The sequence below is a fragment of the Corynebacterium sp. MSK012 genome (assembly GCF_030232435.1).
Classification (GTDB): domain Bacteria; phylum Actinomycetota; class Actinomycetes; order Mycobacteriales; family Mycobacteriaceae; genus Corynebacterium; species Corynebacterium jeikeium_D.
On the sequence record NZ_JASPJU010000008.1, the window covers coordinates 25,816 to 47,201 of the forward strand.

The 21,386-nt window shown below is 58.2% G+C and carries 21 protein-coding genes, 1 tRNA gene and 1 pseudogene; 11 read left to right on the plus strand and 12 right to left on the minus strand.

The genetic code is table 11. The annotated features are described in order from the left end of the window. Positions 1 to 128: 128 nt before the first annotated feature. Positions 129 to 1,301 (plus strand): glycine cleavage system aminomethyltransferase GcvT, encoded by a 1,173-nt coding sequence (gene gcvT / locus QP977_RS06545; RefSeq protein WP_070628819.1) that lies wholly within the window; start codon positions 129 to 131, stop codon positions 1,299 to 1,301. 200 nt (positions 1,302 to 1,501) lie between these two features. Here gcvT and QP977_RS06550 read toward each other — a convergent pair whose 3' ends face one another. Continuing rightward, the gene (locus tag QP977_RS06550; RefSeq protein ID WP_070628820.1) at positions 1,502 to 2,137 is read right to left on the minus strand and encodes a hypothetical protein; all 636 of its coding nucleotides are present in this window, start codon (positions 2,135 to 2,137) and stop codon (positions 1,502 to 1,504) included. Positions 2,138 to 2,419: 282 nt separating this feature from the next. Between QP977_RS06550 and QP977_RS06555 the strand changes: the two genes are divergently transcribed. Further along, on the plus strand, positions 2,420 to 2,989 hold the full coding sequence (locus QP977_RS06555) for an RDD family protein (protein ID WP_070851979.1): 570 nt from the start codon (positions 2,420 to 2,422) through the stop codon (positions 2,987 to 2,989). A gap of 24 nt (positions 2,990 to 3,013) precedes the next feature. On the opposite strand, the pseudogene QP977_RS06560 reads toward QP977_RS06555, so the two are convergent. Both QP977_RS06560 and QP977_RS06565 read right to left on the minus strand, forming a co-directional pair. Further along, a pseudogene (locus QP977_RS06560) lies at positions 3,014 to 3,537 on the minus strand (SIP domain-containing protein). A 200-nt stretch (positions 3,538 to 3,737) separates the two neighbouring features. Next, positions 3,738 to 3,810: transfer RNA gene (locus tag QP977_RS06565), tRNA-Arg, on the minus strand. A 275-nt stretch (positions 3,811 to 4,085) separates the two neighbouring features. Here QP977_RS06565 and QP977_RS06570 point away from each other — a divergent pair. Both QP977_RS06570 and cobF read left to right on the plus strand, forming a co-directional pair. Further along, a complete protein-coding gene (locus QP977_RS06570; protein ID WP_016423292.1) occupies positions 4,086 to 4,367 on the plus strand; it encodes a cg0963 family protein in 282 nt (93 codons plus the stop codon). Further along, entirely contained in the window at positions 4,318 to 5,166 is an 849-nt protein-coding gene (cobF, locus tag QP977_RS06575; RefSeq protein ID WP_070560159.1) for a precorrin-6A synthase (deacetylating), read from the plus strand. Before QP977_RS06570 ends, cobF begins: the two co-directional genes overlap by 50 nt. Before the next feature lie 30 nt (positions 5,167 to 5,196). On the opposite strand, the gene QP977_RS06580 is transcribed toward cobF, so the two are convergent. The 3 genes from QP977_RS06580 to QP977_RS06590 form a co-directional block, all read right to left on the minus strand. Next, positions 5,197 to 5,598, minus strand: coding sequence for a hypothetical protein (locus QP977_RS06580; protein WP_038626372.1), 402 nt, complete (start codon positions 5,596 to 5,598; stop codon positions 5,197 to 5,199). Positions 5,599 to 5,715: 117 nt separating this feature from the next. Next, the gene (locus tag QP977_RS06585) at positions 5,716 to 7,503 is read right to left on the minus strand and encodes an acetyl/propionyl/methylcrotonyl-CoA carboxylase subunit alpha (protein ID WP_070560157.1); all 1,788 of its coding nucleotides are present in this window, start codon (positions 7,501 to 7,503) and stop codon (positions 5,716 to 5,718) included. 420 nt (positions 7,504 to 7,923) lie between these two features. Next, positions 7,924 to 8,808, minus strand: coding sequence for a sulfurtransferase (locus QP977_RS06590; protein ID WP_070560154.1), 885 nt, complete (start codon positions 8,806 to 8,808; stop codon positions 7,924 to 7,926). Between the two features lie 365 nt (positions 8,809 to 9,173). On the opposite strand from QP977_RS06590, the gene QP977_RS06595 reads away from it, so the two are divergent. Next, positions 9,174 to 10,232, plus strand: a complete 1,059-nt coding sequence (locus QP977_RS06595; protein ID WP_040361922.1) for a Cj0069 family protein — start codon at positions 9,174 to 9,176, stop codon at positions 10,230 to 10,232. Positions 10,233 to 10,297: 65 nt separating this feature from the next. On the opposite strand, the gene QP977_RS06600 is transcribed toward QP977_RS06595, so the two are convergent. Next, on the minus strand, positions 10,298 to 10,900 hold the full coding sequence (locus QP977_RS06600; RefSeq protein ID WP_070560152.1) for a Maf family protein: 603 nt from the start codon (positions 10,898 to 10,900) through the stop codon (positions 10,298 to 10,300). 159 nt (positions 10,901 to 11,059) lie between these two features. On the opposite strand from QP977_RS06600, the gene QP977_RS06605 reads away from it, so the two are divergent. Together QP977_RS06605 and QP977_RS06610 are read left to right on the plus strand one after the other, a co-directional pair. After that, positions 11,060 to 11,272, plus strand: a complete 213-nt coding sequence (locus tag QP977_RS06605; protein ID WP_048733637.1) for a helix-turn-helix transcriptional regulator — start codon at positions 11,060 to 11,062, stop codon at positions 11,270 to 11,272. A 2-nt stretch (positions 11,273 to 11,274) separates the two neighbouring features. Then, positions 11,275 to 11,817 carry a hypothetical protein gene (locus tag QP977_RS06610; protein ID WP_049193052.1) on the plus strand — a complete coding sequence of 181 codons (543 nt, stop codon included), beginning with the start codon at positions 11,275 to 11,277 and terminating at the stop codon, positions 11,815 to 11,817. Between the two features lie 136 nt (positions 11,818 to 11,953). On the opposite strand, the gene QP977_RS06615 is transcribed toward QP977_RS06610, so the two are convergent. The 3 genes from QP977_RS06615 to QP977_RS06625 all read right to left on the minus strand — a co-directional run bounded on the left by QP977_RS06615 (position 11,954) and on the right by QP977_RS06625 (position 15,585). Then, positions 11,954 to 12,214 (minus strand): acyl-CoA carboxylase epsilon subunit, encoded by a 261-nt coding sequence (locus QP977_RS06615; RefSeq protein WP_016423284.1) that lies wholly within the window; start codon positions 12,212 to 12,214, stop codon positions 11,954 to 11,956. Next, positions 12,211 to 13,839, minus strand: coding sequence for an acyl-CoA carboxylase subunit beta (locus QP977_RS06620; protein WP_016423283.1), 1,629 nt, complete (start codon positions 13,837 to 13,839; stop codon positions 12,211 to 12,213). The genes QP977_RS06615 and QP977_RS06620 overlap by 4 nt, the downstream gene beginning before the upstream one ends. A gap of 105 nt (positions 13,840 to 13,944) precedes the next feature. Continuing rightward, a complete protein-coding gene (locus QP977_RS06625; RefSeq protein WP_049171320.1) occupies positions 13,945 to 15,585 on the minus strand; it encodes an acyl-CoA carboxylase subunit beta in 1,641 nt (546 codons plus the stop codon). 126 nt (positions 15,586 to 15,711) lie between these two features. Here QP977_RS06625 and QP977_RS06630 point away from each other — a divergent pair, with 126 nt between their 5' ends. The 4 genes from QP977_RS06630 (at position 15,712) to purE (ending at position 18,951) form a co-directional block, all read left to right on the plus strand. After that, positions 15,712 to 16,569: a biotin--[acetyl-CoA-carboxylase] ligase gene (locus QP977_RS06630; protein ID WP_049171316.1), complete on the plus strand. Its 858-nt coding sequence runs from the start codon at positions 15,712 to 15,714 to the stop codon at positions 16,567 to 16,569. A gap of 6 nt (positions 16,570 to 16,575) precedes the next feature. Next, a complete protein-coding gene (locus QP977_RS06635; protein WP_049171313.1) occupies positions 16,576 to 17,037 on the plus strand; it encodes a PH domain-containing protein in 462 nt (153 codons plus the stop codon). Between the two features lie 30 nt (positions 17,038 to 17,067). Further along, positions 17,068 to 18,357 carry a 5-(carboxyamino)imidazole ribonucleotide synthase gene (locus tag QP977_RS06640; protein WP_080969567.1) on the plus strand — a complete coding sequence of 430 codons (1,290 nt, stop codon included), beginning with the start codon at positions 17,068 to 17,070 and terminating at the stop codon, positions 18,355 to 18,357. A gap of 117 nt (positions 18,358 to 18,474) precedes the next feature. Then, positions 18,475 to 18,951 (plus strand): 5-(carboxyamino)imidazole ribonucleotide mutase, encoded by a 477-nt coding sequence (gene purE, locus QP977_RS06645; protein ID WP_049171375.1) that lies wholly within the window; start codon positions 18,475 to 18,477, stop codon positions 18,949 to 18,951. Positions 18,952 to 18,971: 20 nt separating this feature from the next. On the opposite strand, the gene QP977_RS06650 is transcribed toward purE, so the two are convergent. Next, positions 18,972 to 20,582 (minus strand): FMN-binding glutamate synthase family protein, encoded by a 1,611-nt coding sequence (locus QP977_RS06650; protein ID WP_049171310.1) that lies wholly within the window; start codon positions 20,580 to 20,582, stop codon positions 18,972 to 18,974. 53 nt (positions 20,583 to 20,635) lie between these two features. Beyond that, complete coding sequence (locus tag QP977_RS06655; protein ID WP_049171307.1) at positions 20,636 to 21,361, minus strand: TIGR03089 family protein; 726 nt, start codon at positions 21,359 to 21,361, stop codon at positions 20,636 to 20,638. Between the last annotated feature and the right edge of the window lie 25 nt (positions 21,362 to 21,386).

Below are 21,386 nucleotides of genomic sequence, written 5' to 3' on the forward strand. Positions count from 1 at the left end.
CATGATAGTTAATGGACGGGGGCTGTTGCCCTAGCTCCGCAGGGGCTCGCGGAAGCGGGCGCGGAGTCTTAGATATAAGGTGGGAAAGTAACAATCTGGTTTGCCCCACCGCAATAATTGGAGTGTGTATGACTGACAATTCTGGCGCTTCTGAGAACAACAATTCTTTCCGTAGCGCCCTGCATGATGAGCACGTAAGCCTTGGCGCAGAAATGCGCAATGTTGGTGGCTACGAAGTGCCGTTCCGCTACTCTTCGGAAATTGCAGAGCACAACGCAGTGCGTGAGGCCGTTGGTGTTTTCGACCTGTCGCTGATGGGTATTATCCGCGTCACTGGTGAGGATGCGGCGGCGTTTCTTGCACACTCCCTGATCTCGGCAATCAAGCCGCTGGCGTTGGGCCGTGCCAAGTACACCATGATTGTGCAGGAAGACGGCGGCATTATTGATGACCTCATCATTTACCGTCTCGGTAGTCACGAATTCATGCTGGTGCAGAATGCCGCAGCCGCTGAAGATGTGTACTCGACGCTGCGCGAGCGCGTTGGTGGCTACAACGTCGAGGTTGAGCGCATGAATGATAAGAATGTGCTCCTGGCCATTCAGGGGCCGAAGGCTGCGAAGCTTCTGCGCCGTCTGCTGCCGCAGGATCTGCACGCGACTCTCGATGGCATGAACTACTACTCTTGCACTCTGCTCGAGGTCGCAGGTGTGGAAATGATTGTTGCCCGAACCGGCTACACTGGTGAGGACGGCTTCGAGATCTTCCCGCCGGCTGACCGCGCCGTCGAGGTCTGGCGTGCAATCATTGCAGCAGGTGGCAAGGTGGAAAATCCGGAGGATCCGGCTGACAACGGCGCTGACCTCGGCCTGCTGCCGTGTGGTCTGGCTTGCCGCGACACCCTGCGTCTTGAGGCCGGTATGCCGCTCTATGGTTACGAGCTGACTCGAGACCGTACTCCGCTGGAGGCCGGCCTGAAGTCCATTATGGGGCCGACCAAGGGGCAGTTTATTGGTCGCAATGCACTTATTAATCGTCCGCAGTCGAAGGAGCTGCTCGTTGGTCTGCGTTTCTCCGGTGATGAAGCTCCGAAGCGTGGCACCAAGCTCATTGATGCGGAAGGTAACGAGGTTGGTGTGCTGACTTCCGCCAAGGTGTCGCCGACTTTGGGCCACCCCATCGGTTTTGCATATGTTCAGCGTTGGCAGTCCTCCACTGGCACTGAGCTGACCGTCGAAGGCACCGACATTACCGCCACCGTCGTGCCGACGCCGTTCTACAACCGCCGTCACCGCAAGTAGGGGAGCCCGGGTGCTTCGCCCGGGTGCTCCGCCGCATTGTGGCGGGCTCAGATCTGTTCAGGCTCGTCTCTTCGTATCTGTTGGGTAAATAAAAAAATCCGCTGCAGAATTTTTGCAGCGGATTTTGGTGTTTTAGGGCGAGCTAGCGCACCTCACCTAACTAAGTCCCGAGCCGACGAACCTCGCCGTCCGAGACGAACCTAGCGGAACAGGCCGGTGAGCCCTTGATTATCTTCGCTTGGCTGCTCGTCTTGCTCCGATTCCGATTCCGTCGGCTCGCCGGAGGTAGTCGGAGTCGTTGAAGTATCGGGCGGCGTGGAAGAATCAGAGGTCGTCGAGCTCTCCGTCTCACTAGTCTCCGTTGTGCTCTCGCTCGGAGTCGTCGGCTCAGGTTCCTGAGGCTGTGGCTCAGAGGTCGTCGAAGTAGTGGAGATCCACATTTGCTGCGATGTCGGGTTCGCGGGGGTTTGCTGCAGCACCGTCCACACCTCCTGCTCGCCGACTTGTGCGCATTCAAGATTCTGGCCGTTGGCGCTCATTCGTATTTCGCCGGTCTGGTTCGGGCACAGCTGCCCGATGCGCGGCGTACCGCCTTCTCGAACCTTTGGTCCCGTCGTCGTCGGCGAGCTTGACGACGACGCCGTGGTAAGCGAGCTTGACGACGAGGTTTGCGTAGCGGCAACCTCCTCGCCTTCGTTGTTGGCGCAGCTGGTGGCCGCGGCTGCGAAGGTGAGGAAGCAGCAGGCCAGCGCCAGGTGCCGGCGGTGATTGCGCCGGCTAGTAGTGAGTTGAGGGTGCTGTACGGCTGACAGCTGAGTTCGCGTATTCACATCCATCTCACTTTCTGGGCTTCTCGGGCCTGCGTTGCGTGGTTTAATTCTCGGCTTTCTGGGGCGGCGTCTCCTGAAAAACCACTGGGGGCGCCAGCTGTAGGTTTACTTGCCGAGTTACTGGCATGGAAGGAGCTGGCATCCAATAGATAGGTTGATTCAACCGGCAACTATACAGTCGACTTTTCGATTTGCATACTAGATGCTTCTAACCGTGGCAGATTGGGTGCGGCCAGAATCGAGAATTCGTCTGCGAAGCTATAAGTGATTTTTGATAGCATGTGCCCGATGAAACAGCGCATCTCGAATCGATTCTCCGTAAAGAGTAATGCGGATCTGTTCGCTCGGCGCAGTGGTGCGTGGATGCTGGATTCGTTCCTTGTAGGAATCTTTGTTGCCATCATTGTGGCACTTGGCAAACTTGCGTGGGAAGCAGCCACGGCGAGCTGGGCGCTGCCGAGCCCGCCAGAGTTCAGAATTTTGTATGGTGCCATTTTCCCAGTTGTCTTTTTCATTGTGCGCGTGGTTGCAGAGGCACGCGGTGAACAGACGTTTGGGAAAAGCTCATTTTTGCTACACGTTGAGCCAGCGTGGAAAGTAGACTCTGGGGCGACTCCGTTCGAAGCCGCTCAGCCAGAGGGAACATCGGAGCTCGAGTCAGGAGACGATTCTTGGCGCGGAGGTTGGCAGGCGGCGATACGTAATTGCTACCTATTGTTGATGATTTTCTTGCTTACGGATTTGGAGCCAATCGTTAGACTGTTTTTTGGTGTCCTGATGATTTGGGTTGCTGTTTGCCGCTGGCACCCATTCGACTGGTTGGCAGGAAAACGCGTCGTTGTTGAAAAAAGGGCGTAGCGAGCGCTAGCGTTCGAGCAAGCGTCAGGCCCTGGCTTGTTCCTCTTCGGCCTCAACCTCAGCGTTGAATTCTCGTTTAGAGGACTGCCACTGGTCTTCAGTCATGCCGATACGCCAATAGCCAGAGATTGAAACGTCCTTCTTCGGGACCTCAGATTCAACGAAGAGGAAGCGACGCAGTTCCTTAATCATCTCGGCGACACCGTGGATGAACCAGCTAGTTTTCTTACCCTCTGGAATACCCGCCTCGCGCACCGTGCGGGATAGCTCTGTGCCGTGGGTTGCGCCGTTGCGGAGAACCCAATGGATTTTCACGCCTTTTCGGCGCGAATTTGCGCAATATCGAACGGCCAGGAGTAATCAGCTTCCTTTGGCACAAACAGTAACTTGATGTAATGGTCGGTAAACTCCAGCTCCTTGCCCACAAATGCAGGCGAGTTCATGCTCAAACGAACAAGGTCTGGAGAGATCTGGCGACGTCCAATAACTGTTGCCTCGTGTGCCTTACGGGGCTTACGCTTCGGTGCTGCTTTAGCTAGGTCAGCCATAGTTGTCACTGTCCTTCAACAAGTTTTTGGGCTGTTATGTACTGCCGGAAGTCTACACGCCATACGATTAGGTAAGCCTAACACAAGTGTTGCTGGAAACTGTTGGGTGATGCGTTCTCAGGAGAGGGGGCGTAGTGGCCGGGCGTCAGAAAAACAAAGACCCCTCGCGCCCTATAAGTAAAAGGTCACGAGGGTATTTGTGCCCCAGAGAGGAATCGAACCTCCGACACCGGCTTTAGGAGAGCCGTGCTCTATCCACTGAGCTACTAGGGCAGTCATCTTCCGGGGAAGTAGCGGCAAAATCCTATCAACAGCTCCCGGAAAAATTACCTCATAACCTTAACGCATCTGCGAGCTCTAGTGGCAATTGGGTCCTCGGCCAGACGCGCAAACATGCAGGAAGTTTGCCATTACCCCCAAGTGTTTTTGCGCCCGGCGGTGCCGTCGAAAATCCGGCTAACATGGTTTATAACGAGCGACTTTCTTGCGCTTGCGGTCGCAACAGCGCTACTTATTTTCCGGTCGCTGTTTTGGAGGAGGATGACAAAATGATTAAGCCAACTTTCACGGATGTCAACGGTGTCAAGATTAAGTGCTCCATGACCACGGACTCAGACAAGCCGCACCTTCTGGTTTCGCGCATGGAAGATGATGGCTCTTTGACTCCGATTCTGGAGATGAACGTGTACGACTCCAAGTACATGGCCAACGCTTGCGAGATCTACCTGAAGCAGGCCGCTTCGGCTAACCTTCAGGGTTCGATGGCTGGCCTGTCTCCGGATGAGATGGCTGAACAGTTCGGTTACGAGGGAGATCCGACCAATCACTAGTCGAAACGACGCCGCCCGCACTCAGGCTGAGAGCCCTGTATACAGCGGGTATGTCGATGTAGACGTCATCGGAATCGGCGCCGGTAGTCCGAGCCACATTACGCTCGAGGCTATCGGCGCTCTTGCCGATGTTGACGTAGTTTTTGCTCTCGACAAGGGCGATGCCAAAGCGGACTTGTTGGCCGCGCGACAGGCAATCGTCGATAAGCATGCGCCGCACGTCGAACTCGTCGCCGTTCCCGACCCGCCACGTGACCGCACGCCCGACAACTATGGCGCAGTCGTCCGTGACTGGCACCAACGCCGCGCAGAGCTGCTTGCCGACGCCTTCGTCGCTCACCTCGGACGAGAGGGCAAGCGCCGCGGTGCGTTCTTGGTCTGGGGGGACCCCTCCTTGTACGACTCAACGTTGCGGATTTTGCAGCGCGTCCGCGACCTTGGGGTGGACGTGCGCTCGCGAGTTATCCCCAGTGTGACAGCGATTTCCGCGCTGACCGCAGCGCATGGAGAGTGCCTGAACCAGATTGGTAAGCCGGTGTTGATTACCACTGGTCGGCGCCTGGGGGAGCGCGCGCCTGGTACGGATGCGGTGGTAATGCTCGATGGTGGGGCAGCCTGGCTCGAGCACGCGGACCCGGAGGAAGAGATTCTCTGGGGTGCATTCCTGGGAACGGAGCTGGAGACGCTCCGCCGTGGTCGTGTTGGCGATGTCGGCGAAGAGATTGCGGAGCTGAAAAAGGAGCTACGTGCGGAGCACGGTTGGATTATGGATATCTACCTGCTGCGCTCCGGCGCCTAGGACTGAGCAGTCGCAGCCGCGCTAGTTCGGCTAGCTGACTTTCTTACCCAAGAAGCCCTCTGCCCATCGGTGGAGGGCTTTTTCGGCGGCTTCGACGCCGTCGGCGACGGTTACCTTGGTGAGGACCTGATCGTCGTTAGGCAACACGCGTGTGGGGTCGCCTGCAGGGCGAACGGTGATGCTGACATGGTCGGCGTCGATGACCTCGACCGTCGCTAATGCGAGCATCTCGACGTTCGTCTGCTCGGCAACTGCAAAGCGGTAGGCGGTGTCGTTTTCCCACTCGGTGGTGGAGTTGCGAAGGAACTCGGCGACGGAGTCAGGGGCTAATTCTGTAAGTAATTGGGTTGCGACCGGGGCGTCATCGACGCGGGAATCGTGGCGCAGGGGGCGGCAGTAGAAGCGGCCGGCATTTACTTCCATGGGTTCCATACCGTCCACTCTAGACGTCCTGAACAGTGTTTAAGGGCGTCGGGGGAGGGGCTGAAAAGAATCGAGCGGGGCTGGCTGCGAATCCCATCGCAACCAGCCCCGCTTAGAGCTTTAGAACTACTTCAGTTCCATCAGGACATCGCCCTTGCCGACACCCGAGCCAGCCTCGGTAGCCAGACCAGTGACAACGCCGTCCTTGTGAGCCTTGACTGGGTTTTCCATCTTCATGGCCTCAAGGACAACCACGGTGTCACCCTCGGAGACTTCCTGGCCCTCTTCGACGTTGACCTTAATGACGGTGCCCTGCATCGGAGCAACCACAGCGTCACCGGAAGCAGCCTTCTTGGAACCGCCAGCGCGCTTCTTCTTGCTCTTCTTCTTGGCACCAGCGTTGCCGCCACCCAGGGCCAGGTCGCCTGGCAGGGCTACCTCGACGCGGCGGCCGTCAATCTCGACAACAACCTTCTGAGCCGGGACGGTGTCGGTGTCAGCGTCAGAGTCACCGTCGTACGGAGCGATTGGGTTGTCCCATTCCTCTTCAATCCACTTGGTGTAGACGTCGAACTTCTCGCCGTCGCCGACGAAGGCTGGGTTTTCAACAATGTGGCGGTGGAACGGAATGACCGTTGCCAGACCCTCAACCTGGTACTCGGACAGGGCGCGAGCGGAGCGGCGCAGAGCCTCTTCACGGTTCTCGCCCCAGACGATCAGCTTGGCCAGCATGGAGTCGAACTGGCCGCCGATGACATCGCCCTGCTTGATGCCGGTGTCCATGCGGACACCCGGGCCGGACGGTTCGATGTACTTGGTGATGGTGCCCGGAGCCGGCATGAAGTTGCTGCCGGCGTCCTCGCCATTGATGCGGAACTCGAAAGCGTGACCGTGCATCTCCGGGTCTTCCTTGATGGACAGTTCCTTGCCTTCGGCAATGCGGAACTGCTCACGGACCAGATCGAGGCCGGTAATTTCCTCGGTGACCGGGTGCTCCACCTGCAGGCGGGTGTTGACCTCGAGGAAGTTGATCAGGCCGTCAGCGCCGACCAGGTACTCAACGGTGCCAGCACCGTAGTAGCCAGCCTCGCGGCAGATGTCCTTAGCGGACTGGCGCAGGCGCTCATCCTGCTCCGGGGTCAGGAACGGAGCAGGTGCTTCCTCGACGAGCTTCTGGAAACGACGCTGTAGAGAGCAGTCACGGGTGGAGGCGACAACGACGTTGCCGTGCTTATCAGCGAGAACCTGGCACTCGACGTGGCGTGCCTTGTCCAGGTAGCGCTCTACGAAGCACTCACCGCGACCGAAGGCGGCAACGGCCTCGCGAGTAGCGGACTCGTAGAGGTCAGCGACCTCTTCCATCTCGTGTGCGACCTTCATGCCGCGGCCACCGCCACCGAAAGCAGCCTTAATGGCGATTGGCAGACCGTGCTCCTTAGCGAACGCGACGACCTCGTCTGCATCCTTAACCGGTTCCTTGGTGCCTGGAGCCATCGGAGCGTCAGCCTTCAGCGCAATGTGGCGAGCGGTGACCTTGTCGCCCAGGGCGCGGATGGACTCTGGCGACGGGCCGATCCAGATCAGGCCAGCGTTCTCAACGGCCTCTGCGAAGTCGCCGTTCTCCGACAGGAAGCCGTAGCCCGGGTGGATGGCATTAGCGCCGGACTTCTTTGCGGCATCCAGAATCTTATCGAAGACTAGGTAAGACTCAGCGGAAGTGGTGCCACCGAGAGCAAAAGCCTCATCCGCCATAGTCACGAATGGAGCGTCCGCATCCGGCTCAGCGTAAACGGCGACGGAAGGAATGCCTGCGTCTTTCGCAGCGCGAATAACGCGAACGGCAATCTCGCCACGGTTGGCGACGAGAACCTTCGTGATTTTTTCAGTGGTCTGCTCGGACACGAAATCCTCCATTTTTCGTGGGCACCCCGAGAATTGGCCCTCGGGGCAAGGTTGCGACAGTCATTTGTAGGAATCACAAGCAGCACTGCAATTAACTGAGCGGTGAACCGCAATGCGGTTAACCACGCGGTAGCTAACAGCGTGTGACCCAATGCCTCCATTGTGTCACAGGTGCGGTAAGCAACCTCTTTTTGCTCGCTACATAAGGGGGTAGGGATTGTGACCTTGAGCAGCGTTCAAGTGGGTGTGGGGGCAGCTGAAGTGGCTATTTTCCGCCCAAAAATCTAAGTTTGCGGCTAAAATTACCACCTAAGAGTGCAACTGCCGCCCCCTTGATTGGGGGCGGCAGGGGGAATTAATTCTCCGCTGTAGTGCCAGTCGCTGACGCCGGGAAAACGGTGGGGAGAAGTGCCCACCGGTTGCGTCAATCGTCTACAGGCTTCCCGGCTCCGAACCGTGGGCGATGGGCATGCCAATCATGTTTCCCCACTCAACCCACGAGCCGTCGTAGTTGCGAACATTCTCGTGGCCGAGCAGGTGGTGCAGTACAAACCAGGTGTGCGCGGAGCGCTCGCCGATGCGGCAGTAGACAATCGCCTCATCTTCGAATTGGACGTGCGCGTAAATCTGCTCAAGCTCTTCGCGGTCGAGGAAACGCGAGTTCGGGTGAACGGACTGATTCCATGGAATGTTTACCGCGGTTGGAATGTGGCCACCTCGCAGGACGCCTTCCTGTGGGTAATCGACCATATGGGTTCGCGCACCGGCATATTCCTCCGGAGTGCGTACGTCGATAATCGGAGCCTTTTCAATGAGCTCACGTGTATCGCTGAAGTAGGCGCGCAGTGTCCTGTCGTCGCGCTCGACGACAGGGTAGTCAGTGCGTGGGTAGTTAGGGACCTCGAAGCTGGTGTCTCGTTCTTCAGTCATCCAGGCGTCGCGGCCACCGTTGAGAAGGCGCACGTCGGGATGTCCAAAAAGCTCGAAGACCCAGAGTGTGTAGGCGGCCCACCAGTTGGACTTGTCACCGTAGATTACGACGGTGTCGTCGCGCGAGATACCCTTCTCGCGCATGAGCTCGGCAAAGCCTTCGGCGTCGATATAGTCGCGGCGCACGGGGTCGTTGAGGTCGTGATGCCAGTCAATGCGAACCGCGCCCGGAATGTGTCCAATGTCGTAGAGCAGTGAGTCCTCGTCGGATTCAACAACGCGCAGACCGGGAGAGCCCAGTCGGGCAGCAAGCCAGGAGCTAGAGACGAGGCGCTCAGGGTGGGCGTACTGCTGGAACTGGGGGTGCGGGTCGTGCGGAACAGCCATCGGATACTCCCTTGGCGCAAGTTGGGTGGGTGGGACTTTCTGACGTTTATCGTCAATTGCATATCTAGTTTACGGGTCGCGTGGCGAACGGCGGAATAGTCCCCGGTGTGAGCGCTTTCCAACGGCAACAATTGCGTCCGCGGCCACCCCCTGGGATACGCCTCACAGTTGGGGGTAAAAGGAGTGTTTTCAGCGCGCTTGGAGTCCAGGTAGTGCCCTAAAATTTAGCTGAGAGTTAGCGCAAAAACTGTGTTGATTCGTATCACTGGAAAATGGGCTGAAATGGGCTATCTGCCTGGGTATTCGCTGCGTTACGGAGACAATTGAGTGCCGGAAGTCCATGTCTTTTCTTAAAAGGAGTGCCTGTGCACAAGAACATTGTTGTATTCGAGATCGAGGGCGGCTCGGACAAGTATTTCGACGGACACCGCAAGGACACCATGCCAATCGTCAACGCTATCCGCGAAGCCGGTTGGTCCGCTGAGGTCGTCTACTACCGACCAGAGTGGAAGGACGACCTGTACGACTACGTCTCTCAGAACTTCGACGGCTACATCTCCCGCGTTAACCCGGGCAACATCCCGGGTGGTGAGAGGGGCTACTTCGAGCTTCTGACCAGCCTCTCGGTCGCTGGTTTGGTCGGTATGTCCACCCCGGGCGAGATGATGGCTTACGGCGCAAAGGACGCACTGGTCAAGCTCAAGGATACTGACCTGGTTCCGTCTGACACCGCTGCTTACTACGACGTCGAGGCATTCCACAGCACTTTCCCGACCTCCCTGTCCTACGGCGAGCGCGTCCTCAAGCAGAACCGTGGCTCCACCGGGTCCGGCATCTGGCGTGTGCGCATCGCTGACGAAGAGGTTGCTAAGAACGTTGAGCCGGGCACCCCGCTGCCGCTGGGCACCAAGCTGAAGTGCACCGAGGCCGTGGACAACCACACCGAGACTCGCGAGCTTGGCGAGTTCATGGATTTCTGTGACCAGTACATCATCGGCGATAACGGCATGCTCGTGGACATGCGCTTCATGCCGCGCATCACCGAAGGCGAAATTCGCATTCTGCTGGTCGGTCCGCACCCGGTCTTCGTGGTTCACAAGAAGCCGGCCGAGGGCGGCGACGCTTTCTCCGCAACCTTGTTCTCTGGCGCGAAGTACACCTACAACAAGCCGGAAGAATGGCAGGACCTCATCGATATGTTTGCTGAGGCTCGCCCCGTCATTGCTGAGAACCTCGGTGGTGACAATATCCCGTTGATCTGGACAGCTGATTTCATGCTGGCAGACGGCGAGGACGGCGAGGACACTTACGTTCTCGGCGAGATCAACTGTTCCTGTGTTGGCTTCACCTCCGAGCTGGATATGGGTATCCAGGAGCTCGTTGCTCAGGAGGCCATCAAGCGCGTTGAGGCTGCTAACAAGTAGTCTCCACAGCTAAGAAAGCCGCACCAATTTGGTGCGGTTTTTGCTTTACGACGTCCTTGCGATGCCTACCTATTCCAGAACTGGGAGACCGAATAGCCGTAGCGATACAGAGCTCGGCGCACGACAGGTAGCGACAGTCCGATCACACTGGATGAGTCGCCATTGATGCCATCGACAAACCAGCCGCCTAGAGCCTCCAATGTAAACGCGCCAGCGCACTTCAGTGGCTCGCCCGTCGCAGCGTAGGCGTGGATGTCCTCTTCTGGGACTTCAGCGAAATCGAGGGAAGTAATCGCCACCTCAAGGTGCTCGCCCTTTGGTGTCACGACACAGTGACCAGTAATCAGCTCAGCCGTCCGGCCGCTCTGTTGGTGCCAGCGCTCAATGGTCTTTTCTTCCGTGTGGGGCTTGCCCTGCAACTTTCCGTCGAGAAGCAGCATTGAATCCCCGCCAATGACAATGTCATTGGGGTAGGCCGGAGAGACAGCGTGTGCCTTGGCCTGTGCGAGTTCCTCGACGATGCGTACCGGCGATGCGTCCGGAAGGGCTGTAATCACGGCATCCTCGTCGACGTTGGGCGCTACTGTGATGGGCTCGATGCCTGCAGAGCGCAGAATGTGCAGTCGCGAAGGGGAAGTGGAAGCCAAGACGATTCGGGGGCTGCTCATAGTTAGTGATTTTAGTGAGGGCGGAATCGTAAAGCCTAATTTTTGTGGCAAACATGCGTGGGGTTGGCCCGATTGTAAGAACAGGCAGATTTTTTTAGATGGCAGCTGCCTTCTAGTGATGTAAAGTAAAGTGGACATCAAGTTAAAGAAAGTACACAGATGAGTGGGGAAGAACGTTCGAACCAGGTCAGGAGATACCGACGCTGGTTGGAGCTGAGCCAAGCGGATTTAGCCGCGAAGGTGGAGGTCTCGCGGCAAACCATTGCAAATATCGAGCGGGGAAATTACTCGCCTTCGGTGTATTTGGCGTTGCGTATCTGCAAGGTACTGGGAAAAACAGTCGAAGAAATTTTTGGTGAGGAAGGATACTGACAATGTCCTATGCGGATGTCGTAATTGAACGCAACAGCGCCACGGTGGACGATGAGTATCAGCAGATGTTGCTGCATAAGTCCTACACGTACGGGTTCACAATGATGATGTGGGCTAATTACGTGCTTGCAACGGTACTGATTTGGCTCATTCCAGAGCCAAAGATGGTGGGCGTGACAGTGGCAATCATCTTGATGCCGCTGGTTGGACTCCTGTTTTCGCAGCGGTGGTTGCGACGTCAAGTGCCAATGCCGAAGATTAATGGTCTTACAAAAGGCGAGATTGCAGCACTCGTAGCCGTCATTGGGCTGTGGCTGATTGGTTTTATCAGAGTGCAAATGCTCTCTGAGGCAAGCGCTGGTGGGGCACTATCGGAATCGTGGGGATTCATTGCCGGCGCTGTGGTGGGTGCTGCCATCGGTCTGGCGTTTGTGTATTTCCTGTTCAAGGTGGTGTGGCCGGTAGCTCGCAACCGTGATCAGCGTCGGCTGGACCGGGAGCTCGATGACGAGTTTGATGGCGAGTCGCTGGGTGAACAGCGCTAGTAATAAGCAGTGGTCAAGGCTAAGGCAGTAACAAAAACCAAAGCGCCACCATCGGAAAACCCGATGGTGGCGCTTTGTGCTAGCGAATCGACGCAGCTAGCGTGCGGTAACGACTACGCGGTAAGCGGTAGCTGTACTAGTAGAAATGGACGTTGCGGAACGTGCCCGGTACGTGCTGGTGCGGCTGGTGGAAACCCTCTTCCAGCCGACCCCAGTTGTTGCGCGGGCCGCGGTCCTCTGGGGCACCGCCGGCTGCTGCCATACCTGCGAACAAAAGCGCGAGCGTGGCGGTTTCAGCGTCTGACGGGTTGCCCTTGAGGACGGACATGAACGGTGCAGCCGGGGCTGTAGCGGCGTCCTTGTCTTCGGTTGCTGGGGTGTTTTTGGAATCGGTCACAGCGGAATGTTCCCATGCTTCTTGGCGGGTACGTTAACAACCTTGCGATCCAGCAGACGCAGACCCTCGATGATCTGGCCGCGGGTCTCGCTCGGCGGGATAACGGCGTCGATGAAGCCGCGCTCAGCAGCCATGTACGGGTTGACCAGGGTGGCCTCGTACTCTGCCTCGTACTCCTTCTGCAGTGCGACGACATCCTTGCCCTCGGCCGCAGCAGCCTTGAGCTCCTTGCGGTAGATGAAGCCGACAGCGCCGGAAGCACCCATGACCGCAATCTGAGCGGTCGGCCATGCCAGGTTGATGTCAGCGCCCATGTCCTTGGAGCCCATCACACAGTAAGCTCCGCCGTAGGCCTTACGGGTGATGACGGTAATCTTCGGGACGGTGGCCTCAGCATATGCGTACAGCAGCTTGGCGCCACGGCGGATGATGCCGTCGAACTCTTGGTTGGTGCCCGGCAGGAAGCCTGGAACGTCAACCAGCATGATGATCGGAATGTTGAAGGCGTCACAGGTGCGGACGAAGCGAGCCGCCTTCTCGGATGCCTTGATGTCGAGGCAGCCAGCGAACTGAATCGGCTGGTTGGCGACGAAACCGACCGAGCGACCCTCCACGCGACCGAAGCCGATGACCACGTTCTGTGCGTAGTCCTCCTGAATTTCCAGGAAGTCCTCGTCGTCGACCAGACGGGTGATGACGTCCTTGATGTCGTACGGCTGGTTTGGGGAGTCCGGAATCAGCGTGTCGAGCTCGAGGTCAGTCTCAGTGATGTTGTCAGCGATGGAGCCCTCGAACGGCTCAGCCTCCATGCGAGGAGCCTCAGCGCGGTTGTTGGACGGCAGGTAGCTGACTAATTCCTGAACGAAAGTCAGAGCGTCTTCGTCATCAGCGGCGGTGTAGTGCGAAGTACCGGAGGTGCTCATGTGAGTACCAGCGCCACCCAGCTCTTCCTGTGTGACCTCTTCGCCAGTGACGGTCTTAATAACGTCCGGGCCGGTGATGAACATCTTGGAAGTGCCATCGACCATGACAATGAAGTCGGTCAGAGCCGGGGAGTAGACGTGGCCACCAGCGCAGGCGCCCATGATCAGGGAGATCTGTGGGATAACACCAGAAGCCTGGGTGTTTCGGAAGAAAATCTGGGAGTAGAGGCCGAGGGAAACAACGCCCTCTTGGATGCGGGCACCAGCACCCTCGTTGATGCCGATAATTGGGACACCGGTCTTGATGGCCAAATCCATGATCTTGACAATCTTTTCACCGTAGACTTCACCGAGCGCGCCACCGAAGATGGCGCCGTCCTGCGAGAAGACACAGACCTGGCGGCCATCGATGGTGCCGTAGCCTGTCACAACACCGTCAGTGACAGGGCGCTTGGCGTCGAGGCCGAAGTTCTTGGAGCGGTGACGTGCGAGAGCGTCAACCTCCACGAACGAGCCCTCGTCCAAGAGGAACTCGATGCGCTCACGAGCGGTCATCTTGCCCTTGTCGTGGACGCGGTCAATGCTGGCCTGGCCCATTGGAGCCTGGGTCTCTGCGAGACGGGCTCGCAGATCGGCCAGCTTTCCAGCAGTAGTGGTCAAATCCGGGGTTTCACCGGTTGATGTATTTGCGGCAGTCGTCATACCAACTAGTTTACGTTTCGAAAACGGGGGGAGGTAGTTGGGGGCAATCGCTGTTAACAAAAGTAGGGGTAATGACTAGCTCGTTGTACAGCAAAAAGCCTGCTCTTACAGTGGAATATTGCCGTGCTTGCGCGCAGGCCACGGTACTTTCTTTGAAGTTAGAAGGCGCAGATTTTTTATCACTCGAGTTCGTGTCTCGGAGGGGAGGATGACTTCATCAATTAACCCCCGTTCGGCGGCACGATAAGGCGTGAGCATGTGTTGCTCGTATCCCATTTCCAGTTCAGCAATGAGTTCTTTCACACTCTCGGGAGTGCCAAATCTATCGGCCGCTGGGTCTGCTGCGAGAGCTGCTTCGGTGGCGGTTCGAATCTCGGCACGATGGAGGAAGCGTACTGCGCCTGAGGCGCCCATCACGGCGATCTGTGCCGTCGGCCAAGCCAGATTTACATCCGCGCCGAGCCCCTTTGATCCCATCACGCAATACGCGCCGCCATAGGCTTTGCGCATGGTGACGGTGATTTTAGGAACGGTTGCTTCTGCATACGCATAGAGCAATTTAGCGCCACGGCGCAGAATTCCCTGGTGTTCTTGATTTGAACCGGGGAGAAAGCCGGGTACGTCTACGAGAAAGACGAGTGGAATGTTGAAACAATCGCAGGTTCGGACGAATCGCGCGGCCTTCTCCGCTGCATCGATATCTAGGCAGCCCGCGAATTCCATGGGCTGATTAGCGACAAACCCAACAGATTGACCGTTGAGACGGCCAAGGCCAATCACGACATTGGCTGCTCGGTTTTCCTGGATTTCCAGGAACTCCGCATCGTCGCAAAGCGCGTAGATGACTTCGTGCACGTCGTACGGCGTGGATGGGCTGTCGGGAATGAGACTGTCGAGGGTGCGATCGGTGTCGGTGATTTCGTCACTGGCATCGGAATCCCAGCTGGGCGCGGGGGAGGTTGTGTTGTTGGGGAGGTAGTCGAGCAAATCGCAGACCCAGTCGAGTCCATCCTGCTCGCTAGCGGCGGTGTAGTGGGAGTTTCCGGCGATCTCCATATGGGTGTCGGCGCCGCCGAGCTCGTGCTGGCTGATTTTTTCGCCTGTGACTGTTTCGATTACGTCAGGGCCGGTGACGAACATACGGGAGTTTTCCTCCACCATGACAACGAAGTCCGTCAGTGCTGGGGAGTAGGCATTTCCGCCCGCGCAGGCGCCAAAAATGACTGAAATCTGCGGAATGACGCCGCTGGCGCGAACGTTGTGGTGGAACGTCTGGGCAATAAAGTCCAGTGAGACTGCGCCATCTTGGATGCGGGCGCCGGCACCTTCGTACATGCCAATAAGGGGGCGGCCGGTAGTGATGGCAAGTTCCTGAATCTTGACCATCTTTTCGCCGTAGACCTCTCCGAGTGCACCACCGAAGATTGTGCCGTCCTGAGAGAAGATGCAGACCTCACGGCCGTCTATGGTTCCCCAGCCGGTGATGATTCCGTCGGTCGCGGGGCGTTTGGCTTCCATCCCAAATGCGGTAGTGCGGTGGCGGGCTAGCGCATCAAATTCGACAAAAGATCCTTCGTCCAGCAGGTAGTCAATGCGCTCGCGGGCATTCATGCGCTCAGTCAGTTTGAGCTTGTCGTAGCCCCGCGACCCCATCGGAGTCAGTGCAGCAGTGCGTCGGCGTAGAAGGTCTTCATTGAGGAAAGCGGTGGTGTGTTGCTCCGCCGCCAAACGTGAGGAAATAGTCATGTTATGGAATGTAGTGTTTGGGAAGGAAAATAGTAAAGCAGGCGAGCTGTGATGATTCTCACGCTGTAGAGCTCTTGAGAAAGGTCACGACTCAGTGAATCCGGCCATGGCGCTAGACTGCTGTGCATGACCAACCCCAGGATTGTTGCTTCCCGCAAGCCTCTTGACGCCACGCGTGTGCGCGCAGCCGCGCCGGGCTGGAATTCCATTGAGGTTGTCGAAACCACTGGTTCGACCAACGCTGATCTTCGGAAACAGGCGGCACTGGGGCAGGTGGCAGATCTCAGTGCGCTTATCGCCTCGGAGCAGACCGCAGGTCGCGGTCGACTGAGTCGTAGTTGGACGGCCCCGAAGGGTGCGTCCATTGCACTCAGCGCGCTGCTGCGCCCGGAAGGGCTCGCACCCGAGCAACTGGGTCTGTTGCCGTTAGTCGCGGGCCTCGCAGTTGTCGATGCTGTTGTGGAAGTTGCGGGTCTTGCGCCTGAACGCGTTTCCCTGAAGTGGCCGAACGATGTCCTGGTTGACGGTCGTAAGCTCTGCGGAATTCTGGTGGAGGCCGCGTCGCTGACACCGCCAATTCTCATTCCGGGAATCGGCGTCAACGTTTCCCTGCAGGAAGATGAGCTGCCGGTGCCACACGCCATTTCGCTATACCTGGCGGGAGCGGAAAACCTCGACCGCGACGACATCTCCGCTGGTGTGCTGCGTGCGCTGGGACGTCGTCAAGCGCAGTGGCGAAAGGGCGATGCGGAGCTGCTGCGGGACTACGAGGCGGTGTGCGCGACCATCGGTTCGAACGTGCGCGTGGAGTTGCCGGGGGATCGCGTGCTGGTGGGCAAGGCGGTTGGCGTGCGTGCCGACGGCGAATTGATCGTCACCGATGAAGCTGGCACAAGTCACTTTGTTGCGGCCGGTGACGTGTTCCATGTTCGTGCCACTGACGGCGGCTATGCGTCCCCGCAGGCTGATTCGGAGCGGGGGTAGTGCTGTATGACCTTTCCCGATGATGAGTTGGACACGCGCGAGGCAATTCTGCTGGACACCAATCCAACTTTTGGTCGGCTGGTGTGGCCGCTCTTGGAACTCATGGTTATCACGGGCGTCTGCTGGTTGCTGATTGGTTTTATCGACGGCCCTGCGATTGCTCCGGGAGATCTGCAAGGTGTGCGTCAGCTGCTGCTCTTCGCGTGGCTGGGGCTTATTCTCTGGCGCGTCGTTCGTCCGGTACTAAGTTGGTTGGGGGAGCGGTTCGTACTAACTGATAGGCGAATTATTCTGCGCCGTGGCATTCTGCGCCCGCAGGTGGTCTCGATTGATCTGCGTTCGGTACGTGCGGTCAATCGCAAGGGCGGCGTGCTGTATCTGCACACCCGCAGTTTCGGCCCGCCGCTGGCTGTGGAAGATATTCCCAGCTCTCGTAAGGTGGCTAAGTTGGTCTCCCGGTTGACTTAGAATTTTGGGTCATAACCTACAATCAGGGGTGTGATTGCTTCGGATACCCCTGAAAACTCCACTAATTCCACTTCTAATTCCGCTGCAGCGCTAACTGCTGCGCAGCATCCCGCGCATGCTGATGGCGTGCCGGTTGTGGCGGTGATTGGTGACGGTCAGCTGGCTCGTATGATGCAGACTGAGGCCATTGAGCTGGGACAGTCCATCCGTTTGCTCGCCGGTTCGCCGGATGCTTCCGCAGCGCAGGTGTGTGCGGACGTTATCATCGGCGACTACCACGTCTGGGAAGATGTTGAGCGCGCTGTCGCCGGTGCGCAGGCCGTGACTTTCGACCATGAGCACGTTCCCACCGAATTCCTCAACAAGCTGACCGAGATGGGCTACTCGGTTCAGCCTCAGCCGTCGGCGTTGCTGTACGCGCAGGATAAGCTGCTGATGCGCCAGCGCCTGGAGGAACTGGGCGCTCCAGTACCTGCCTACGCTGCAATTGAGTCCGCCGAGGATGCCGAAGCATTCTTCGACCGCGTTGACGGTGCCGTCTGCCTGAAGGCTCGCCGCGGCGGTTACGACGGTCACGGCGTGTGGTTCCCGAAGGACCGCGAGAATCTGCGCACGCTTGTCGACGAGCTGTTGGGCAAAGATGTGCCGCTGATGGCCGAGCGGAAGGTCGCGCTGGTTCGTGAGTTGTCGGCCATGTGTGCGCGCACGCCGTCGGGCGAGGTCAAGGCCTGGCCGGTCCTCGAGTCCGTGCAGCGTGACGGCATCTGTGTTGAGGCAATCTGCCCGGCGCCAGGGCTTGCCGACGACCTTGCGAGAGCGGCCGAAAAGCTCAGTGTGACCATCGCTTCCGAGCTGGGAGTAACCGGCGCGCTGGCAGTTGAGCTGTTCGAAACCGTCGATGCTGACGGCAATCCGGAGATTTTTGTCAACGAGTTGGCCATGCGGCCACACAACACTGGTCACTGGTCGCAGGACGGCTGTGAGACCAGCCAGTTTGAGCAGCACCTGCGTGCAGTTGCTGACATGCCACTGGGTTCCACTCGCCCGACTGCGCCGGTGACGGTAATGGTCAATACGCTCGGTGGCGATGAGGCCTCGGATGTACCTATTTCACAGCGTTTTGCTGAGGTATGGCGTCGTTTCCCATCAGCGAAGATTCACTGGTACGGGAAGGATTGGCGCCCTGGACGTAAGCTGGGGCACGTCAACCTGTGCGGCTACGACGCAAGCCCGGAAGGCATCGCGGAGACCCGGCGGGTTGCCAACCTCGCTGCTGGCTACATCGTCGATGGCGTGTGGGCAGACGGCTACACCGCATAGGTGGCTGGCGCTGTATAAGAATTAGATTGCTATCTCAAGGAGACAACATTGGCTGAAGCAAACCAGGTGGCAAGCCCGAAGTTGGCCAACGTAACCGGTCCGCTGGTCGGTCTGATTATGGGGTCGGACTCGGATTGGCCGACCATGGAGCCCGCAGCGGAGGTCTTGGCTGAGTTCGGAATTCCCTTTGAGGTAGGTGTGGTCTCTGCACACCGCACTCCGGAACGCATGATTGACTACGCAAAGTCCGCCGCTGACAAGGGGCTGCGCTGCATTATCGCTGGCGCCGGTGGTGCAGCACACCTGCCGGGCATGGTTGCGTCGGCCACTCCGCTGCCGGTTATCGGCGTGCCACGCGCGTTGGAGAACCTGGAGGGCGTCGATTCCCTGCTGTCAATCGTTCAGATGCCGGGCGGCGTTCCGGTGGCAACCGTCGGTGTGGGCGGCGCTAAGAACGCTGGCCTGCTGGCTGTGCGTATTCTCTCGGCCGGTTACCCGGAGCTCATTGTGGCGATGGAGAACTACCAGGCCAACATGCGCGATCAGGTCCTGGAAAAGGACGAGCGTCTGCGCAAGAAGCTGATGGGTGAGTAGGGCGCGCAACCAGCCCCGAACTACCCGCGCATATGAACTGCGGGGTAGTGGAACGTGTCCGGGTCGGCGGTCTCCCAGGCTTCGGCCCAGTTGTGGAAGCGAGTTCCGCTCAGCAGCTCGCCTGGCTGCAGCCAGTTGTAGAGCTCCGCGTAGGTCTCACCGACCTGCTCATTGGTGCGCCGCAGCAGGTGGGACGGCCCCAGCTCAGAGAAGCTATTCAGGCCCATCGATGCCAACAGGCTAGCTGCTTCCGCGACCGTGGCATTGTGATAGTTGGCCACACGCTGACCCTTGTCGTCGACATCCAGGGCCTTCCACAGGCTCGGATCCTGGGTAGCCACACCCACCGGGCAGGTGTTTGTATGACATAGCTGAGATTGGATACAGCCGGTGGCCATCATCATGCCGCGAGCCGAGTTCACAAAGTCAGCACCGATGCACATGCGCTTCACAATATCGAAGCCAGTAATGACCTTGCCGGACGCACCGAGCTTAATGCGATCTCGCAGACCGGCACCTACGAGCGCGTTATGGACGAGAATCAGGCCGTCGGTAAGCGGCAGGCCAACGCGGTCGGAGTATTCCAGCGGTGCAGCACCGGTGCCGCCTTCAGCGCCGTCGACGATGATGAAGTCCGGGGTGATGTTCTCTTCCAGCATGGCCTTGCACACGGCGAGGAACTCAAGCTGGGAGCCAACACACAGCTTGAAACCGACCGGCTTGCCACCGTTGAGCTCGCGCATGGTGCCCATAAACCGAACAAGTTCACGCGGGGTGGAGTAGACGCGGTGGTACGGCGGGCTCATCACACCCTTGCCAACTGGTACGTGGCGAGTAGCCGCGATTTCCTCATTGACCTTGTGACCTGGCAGCATGCCGCCGAGTCCAGGCTTTGCGCCCTGGCTAACCTTCAGATAGGTTGCCTTGACCTGCGGAATCTTAGCCTTTTCGCGGAAGAGCTCCGGATCGAAGTCGCCATCCTCGGTACGCGCACCGAAGTAACCGGAACCCAGCTGCCAATAGAGGTCGGCACCATACTTCAAATGGTAAGGGCTGATAGCGCCCTCGCCGGTGTCCTGTACGAAGTTGCCCAGCTTCGCGCCCTTATTCATTGCCATGACAGCGTTAGGGGACAGAGAGCCGAAACTCATGGCTGAGATGTTGAAGATAGACGCTGAGTACGGCTGGGCGCAGTCCGGACCGCCAATATCTACGCGCGGATCCTCGATGACGTGCTGGCTCGGCGCCATCGAGTGGCGGACGTACTCGTAGCCGGGCGCATTAATCTTTCGCTCAGTACCGAATGACTTCTTCGAGGACAGCCCCTTCGCACGCTCGTAGACCACGGTACGGGTATCGCGGTCGAATGGAGCGCCGTCGAAGTTGCGTTCGATGAAGTACTGCTGCATCTCAGGGCGAATGGTCTCACCCATGTAGCGCAGATGGCCGATGACCGGGAAGTTCCGCAAGATGGAGTGCTTCCTCTGAAGCATGTCATAGATAGCCACAACATCCAGGAAGAGGATGAAGGCCATCAGAATCCACCACCATGGGCTCAGATCCCATACAGCCAGTGCGCCCAAGACGTTGATGAGGGCGAGAATCGCAAGAATATATGGTCGGGTAATCACGGTTTCCAGGTTATCGCGACTACTTAGAGCGCTTCTCGACGGGACAGCTGCGACTAAATCACACGGGCTTTTTCGGCCGTAGAAATAGCAGTGACACGCTCGCTATCGCCACCGCGCACGACGACGGCAGCACCTCCACGAACCCAAGCCGACAGCACATTACATGCCCATTTATCTGCGGTGACCTGTGAAGAATCAGGCACCAGCCAGCCGTCGGAAACGACGCGGGAACCGGGCGTGAGCTGCATCTCGTCCGCATAATCGCCAGCAGATGAAAGCAGTTCTGCAGCCGACTTTTCCCCAATAACGGGGGTTTGGTCGGAGTCCGGGCCTGCGCCTAGATATGCGTCTGGGTGGAAACGAACTTCCGGACCAAAGTCAATGACTCCCGGTGGAATATCATCACCGCATTCCACGACACCGCGGCCAAAGGGATCGTCGGTAAGCACTGCGAGGTAGGCATCTGGGAACTTCTCTTCCCACGTGCTGACGTTGCTGACAGTGGTGAATACGACCAGCGGCTCCTCATCGCTAACGGTGACGCCAGCACGCTCGCAGCCCAGGATGATGCAGGCGGACTGCCAAATCAACGGCAAGTCAATCCATACTTGGTCTCCGGCGACGAGGTCGAACTCATCGTGCAGCATGTTGGCGATCTTGCTGGCCCAGTTGTCCAGAGTTTGGGCCGATAGATCAGTACGACCGCCGGTAGTTTCGTCATAACAGGTCAAACGAGGCACGGACGGGTCGGCCTCGAGAAGTGTCTTCAGAATCTCCACGCCTCCAAGGGTAACGAGATTCTCT

What these genes read in the sequence shown, in the direction of transcription:
- QP977_RS06635 (WP_049171313.1), top strand. Translation starts at nt 16,576, where the DNA reads ATGACCTTTCCCGATGATGAGTTGGACACGCGCGAGGCAATTCTGCTG.
- QP977_RS06585 (WP_070560157.1), bottom strand. Translation starts at nt 7,503, where the DNA reads ATGGAGGATTTCGTGTCCGAGCAGACCACTGAAAAAATCACGAAGGTT.
- QP977_RS06610 (WP_049193052.1), top strand. Translation starts at nt 11,275, where the DNA reads ATGTCCTATGCGGATGTCGTAATTGAACGCAACAGCGCCACGGTGGAC.
- QP977_RS06580 (WP_038626372.1), bottom strand. Translation starts at nt 5,598, where the DNA reads ATGGAACCCATGGAAGTAAATGCCGGCCGCTTCTACTGCCGCCCCCTG.
- purE (WP_049171375.1), top strand. Translation starts at nt 18,475, where the DNA reads ATGGGGTCGGACTCGGATTGGCCGACCATGGAGCCCGCAGCGGAGGTC.
- QP977_RS06630 (WP_049171316.1), top strand. Translation starts at nt 15,712, where the DNA reads ATGACCAACCCCAGGATTGTTGCTTCCCGCAAGCCTCTTGACGCCACG.
- QP977_RS06605 (WP_048733637.1), top strand. Translation starts at nt 11,060, where the DNA reads ATGAGTGGGGAAGAACGTTCGAACCAGGTCAGGAGATACCGACGCTGG.
- QP977_RS06570 (WP_016423292.1), top strand. Translation starts at nt 4,086, where the DNA reads ATGATTAAGCCAACTTTCACGGATGTCAACGGTGTCAAGATTAAGTGC.
- cobF (WP_070560159.1), top strand. Translation starts at nt 4,318, where the DNA reads ATGAGATGGCTGAACAGTTCGGTTACGAGGGAGATCCGACCAATCACT.
- QP977_RS06590 (WP_070560154.1), bottom strand. Translation starts at nt 8,808, where the DNA reads ATGGCTGTTCCGCACGACCCGCACCCCCAGTTCCAGCAGTACGCCCAC.
- QP977_RS06555 (WP_070851979.1), top strand. Translation starts at nt 2,420, where the DNA reads ATGAAACAGCGCATCTCGAATCGATTCTCCGTAAAGAGTAATGCGGAT.
- QP977_RS06550 (WP_070628820.1), bottom strand. Translation starts at nt 2,137, where the DNA reads ATGGATGTGAATACGCGAACTCAGCTGTCAGCCGTACAGCACCCTCAA.
- QP977_RS06600 (WP_070560152.1), bottom strand. Translation starts at nt 10,900, where the DNA reads ATGAGCAGCCCCCGAATCGTCTTGGCTTCCACTTCCCCTTCGCGACTG.
- gcvT (WP_070628819.1), top strand. Translation starts at nt 129, where the DNA reads ATGACTGACAATTCTGGCGCTTCTGAGAACAACAATTCTTTCCGTAGC.
- QP977_RS06625 (WP_049171320.1), bottom strand. Translation starts at nt 15,585, where the DNA reads ATGACTATTTCCTCACGTTTGGCGGCGGAGCAACACACCACCGCTTTC.
- QP977_RS06620 (WP_016423283.1), bottom strand. Translation starts at nt 13,839, where the DNA reads ATGACGACTGCCGCAAATACATCAACCGGTGAAACCCCGGATTTGACC.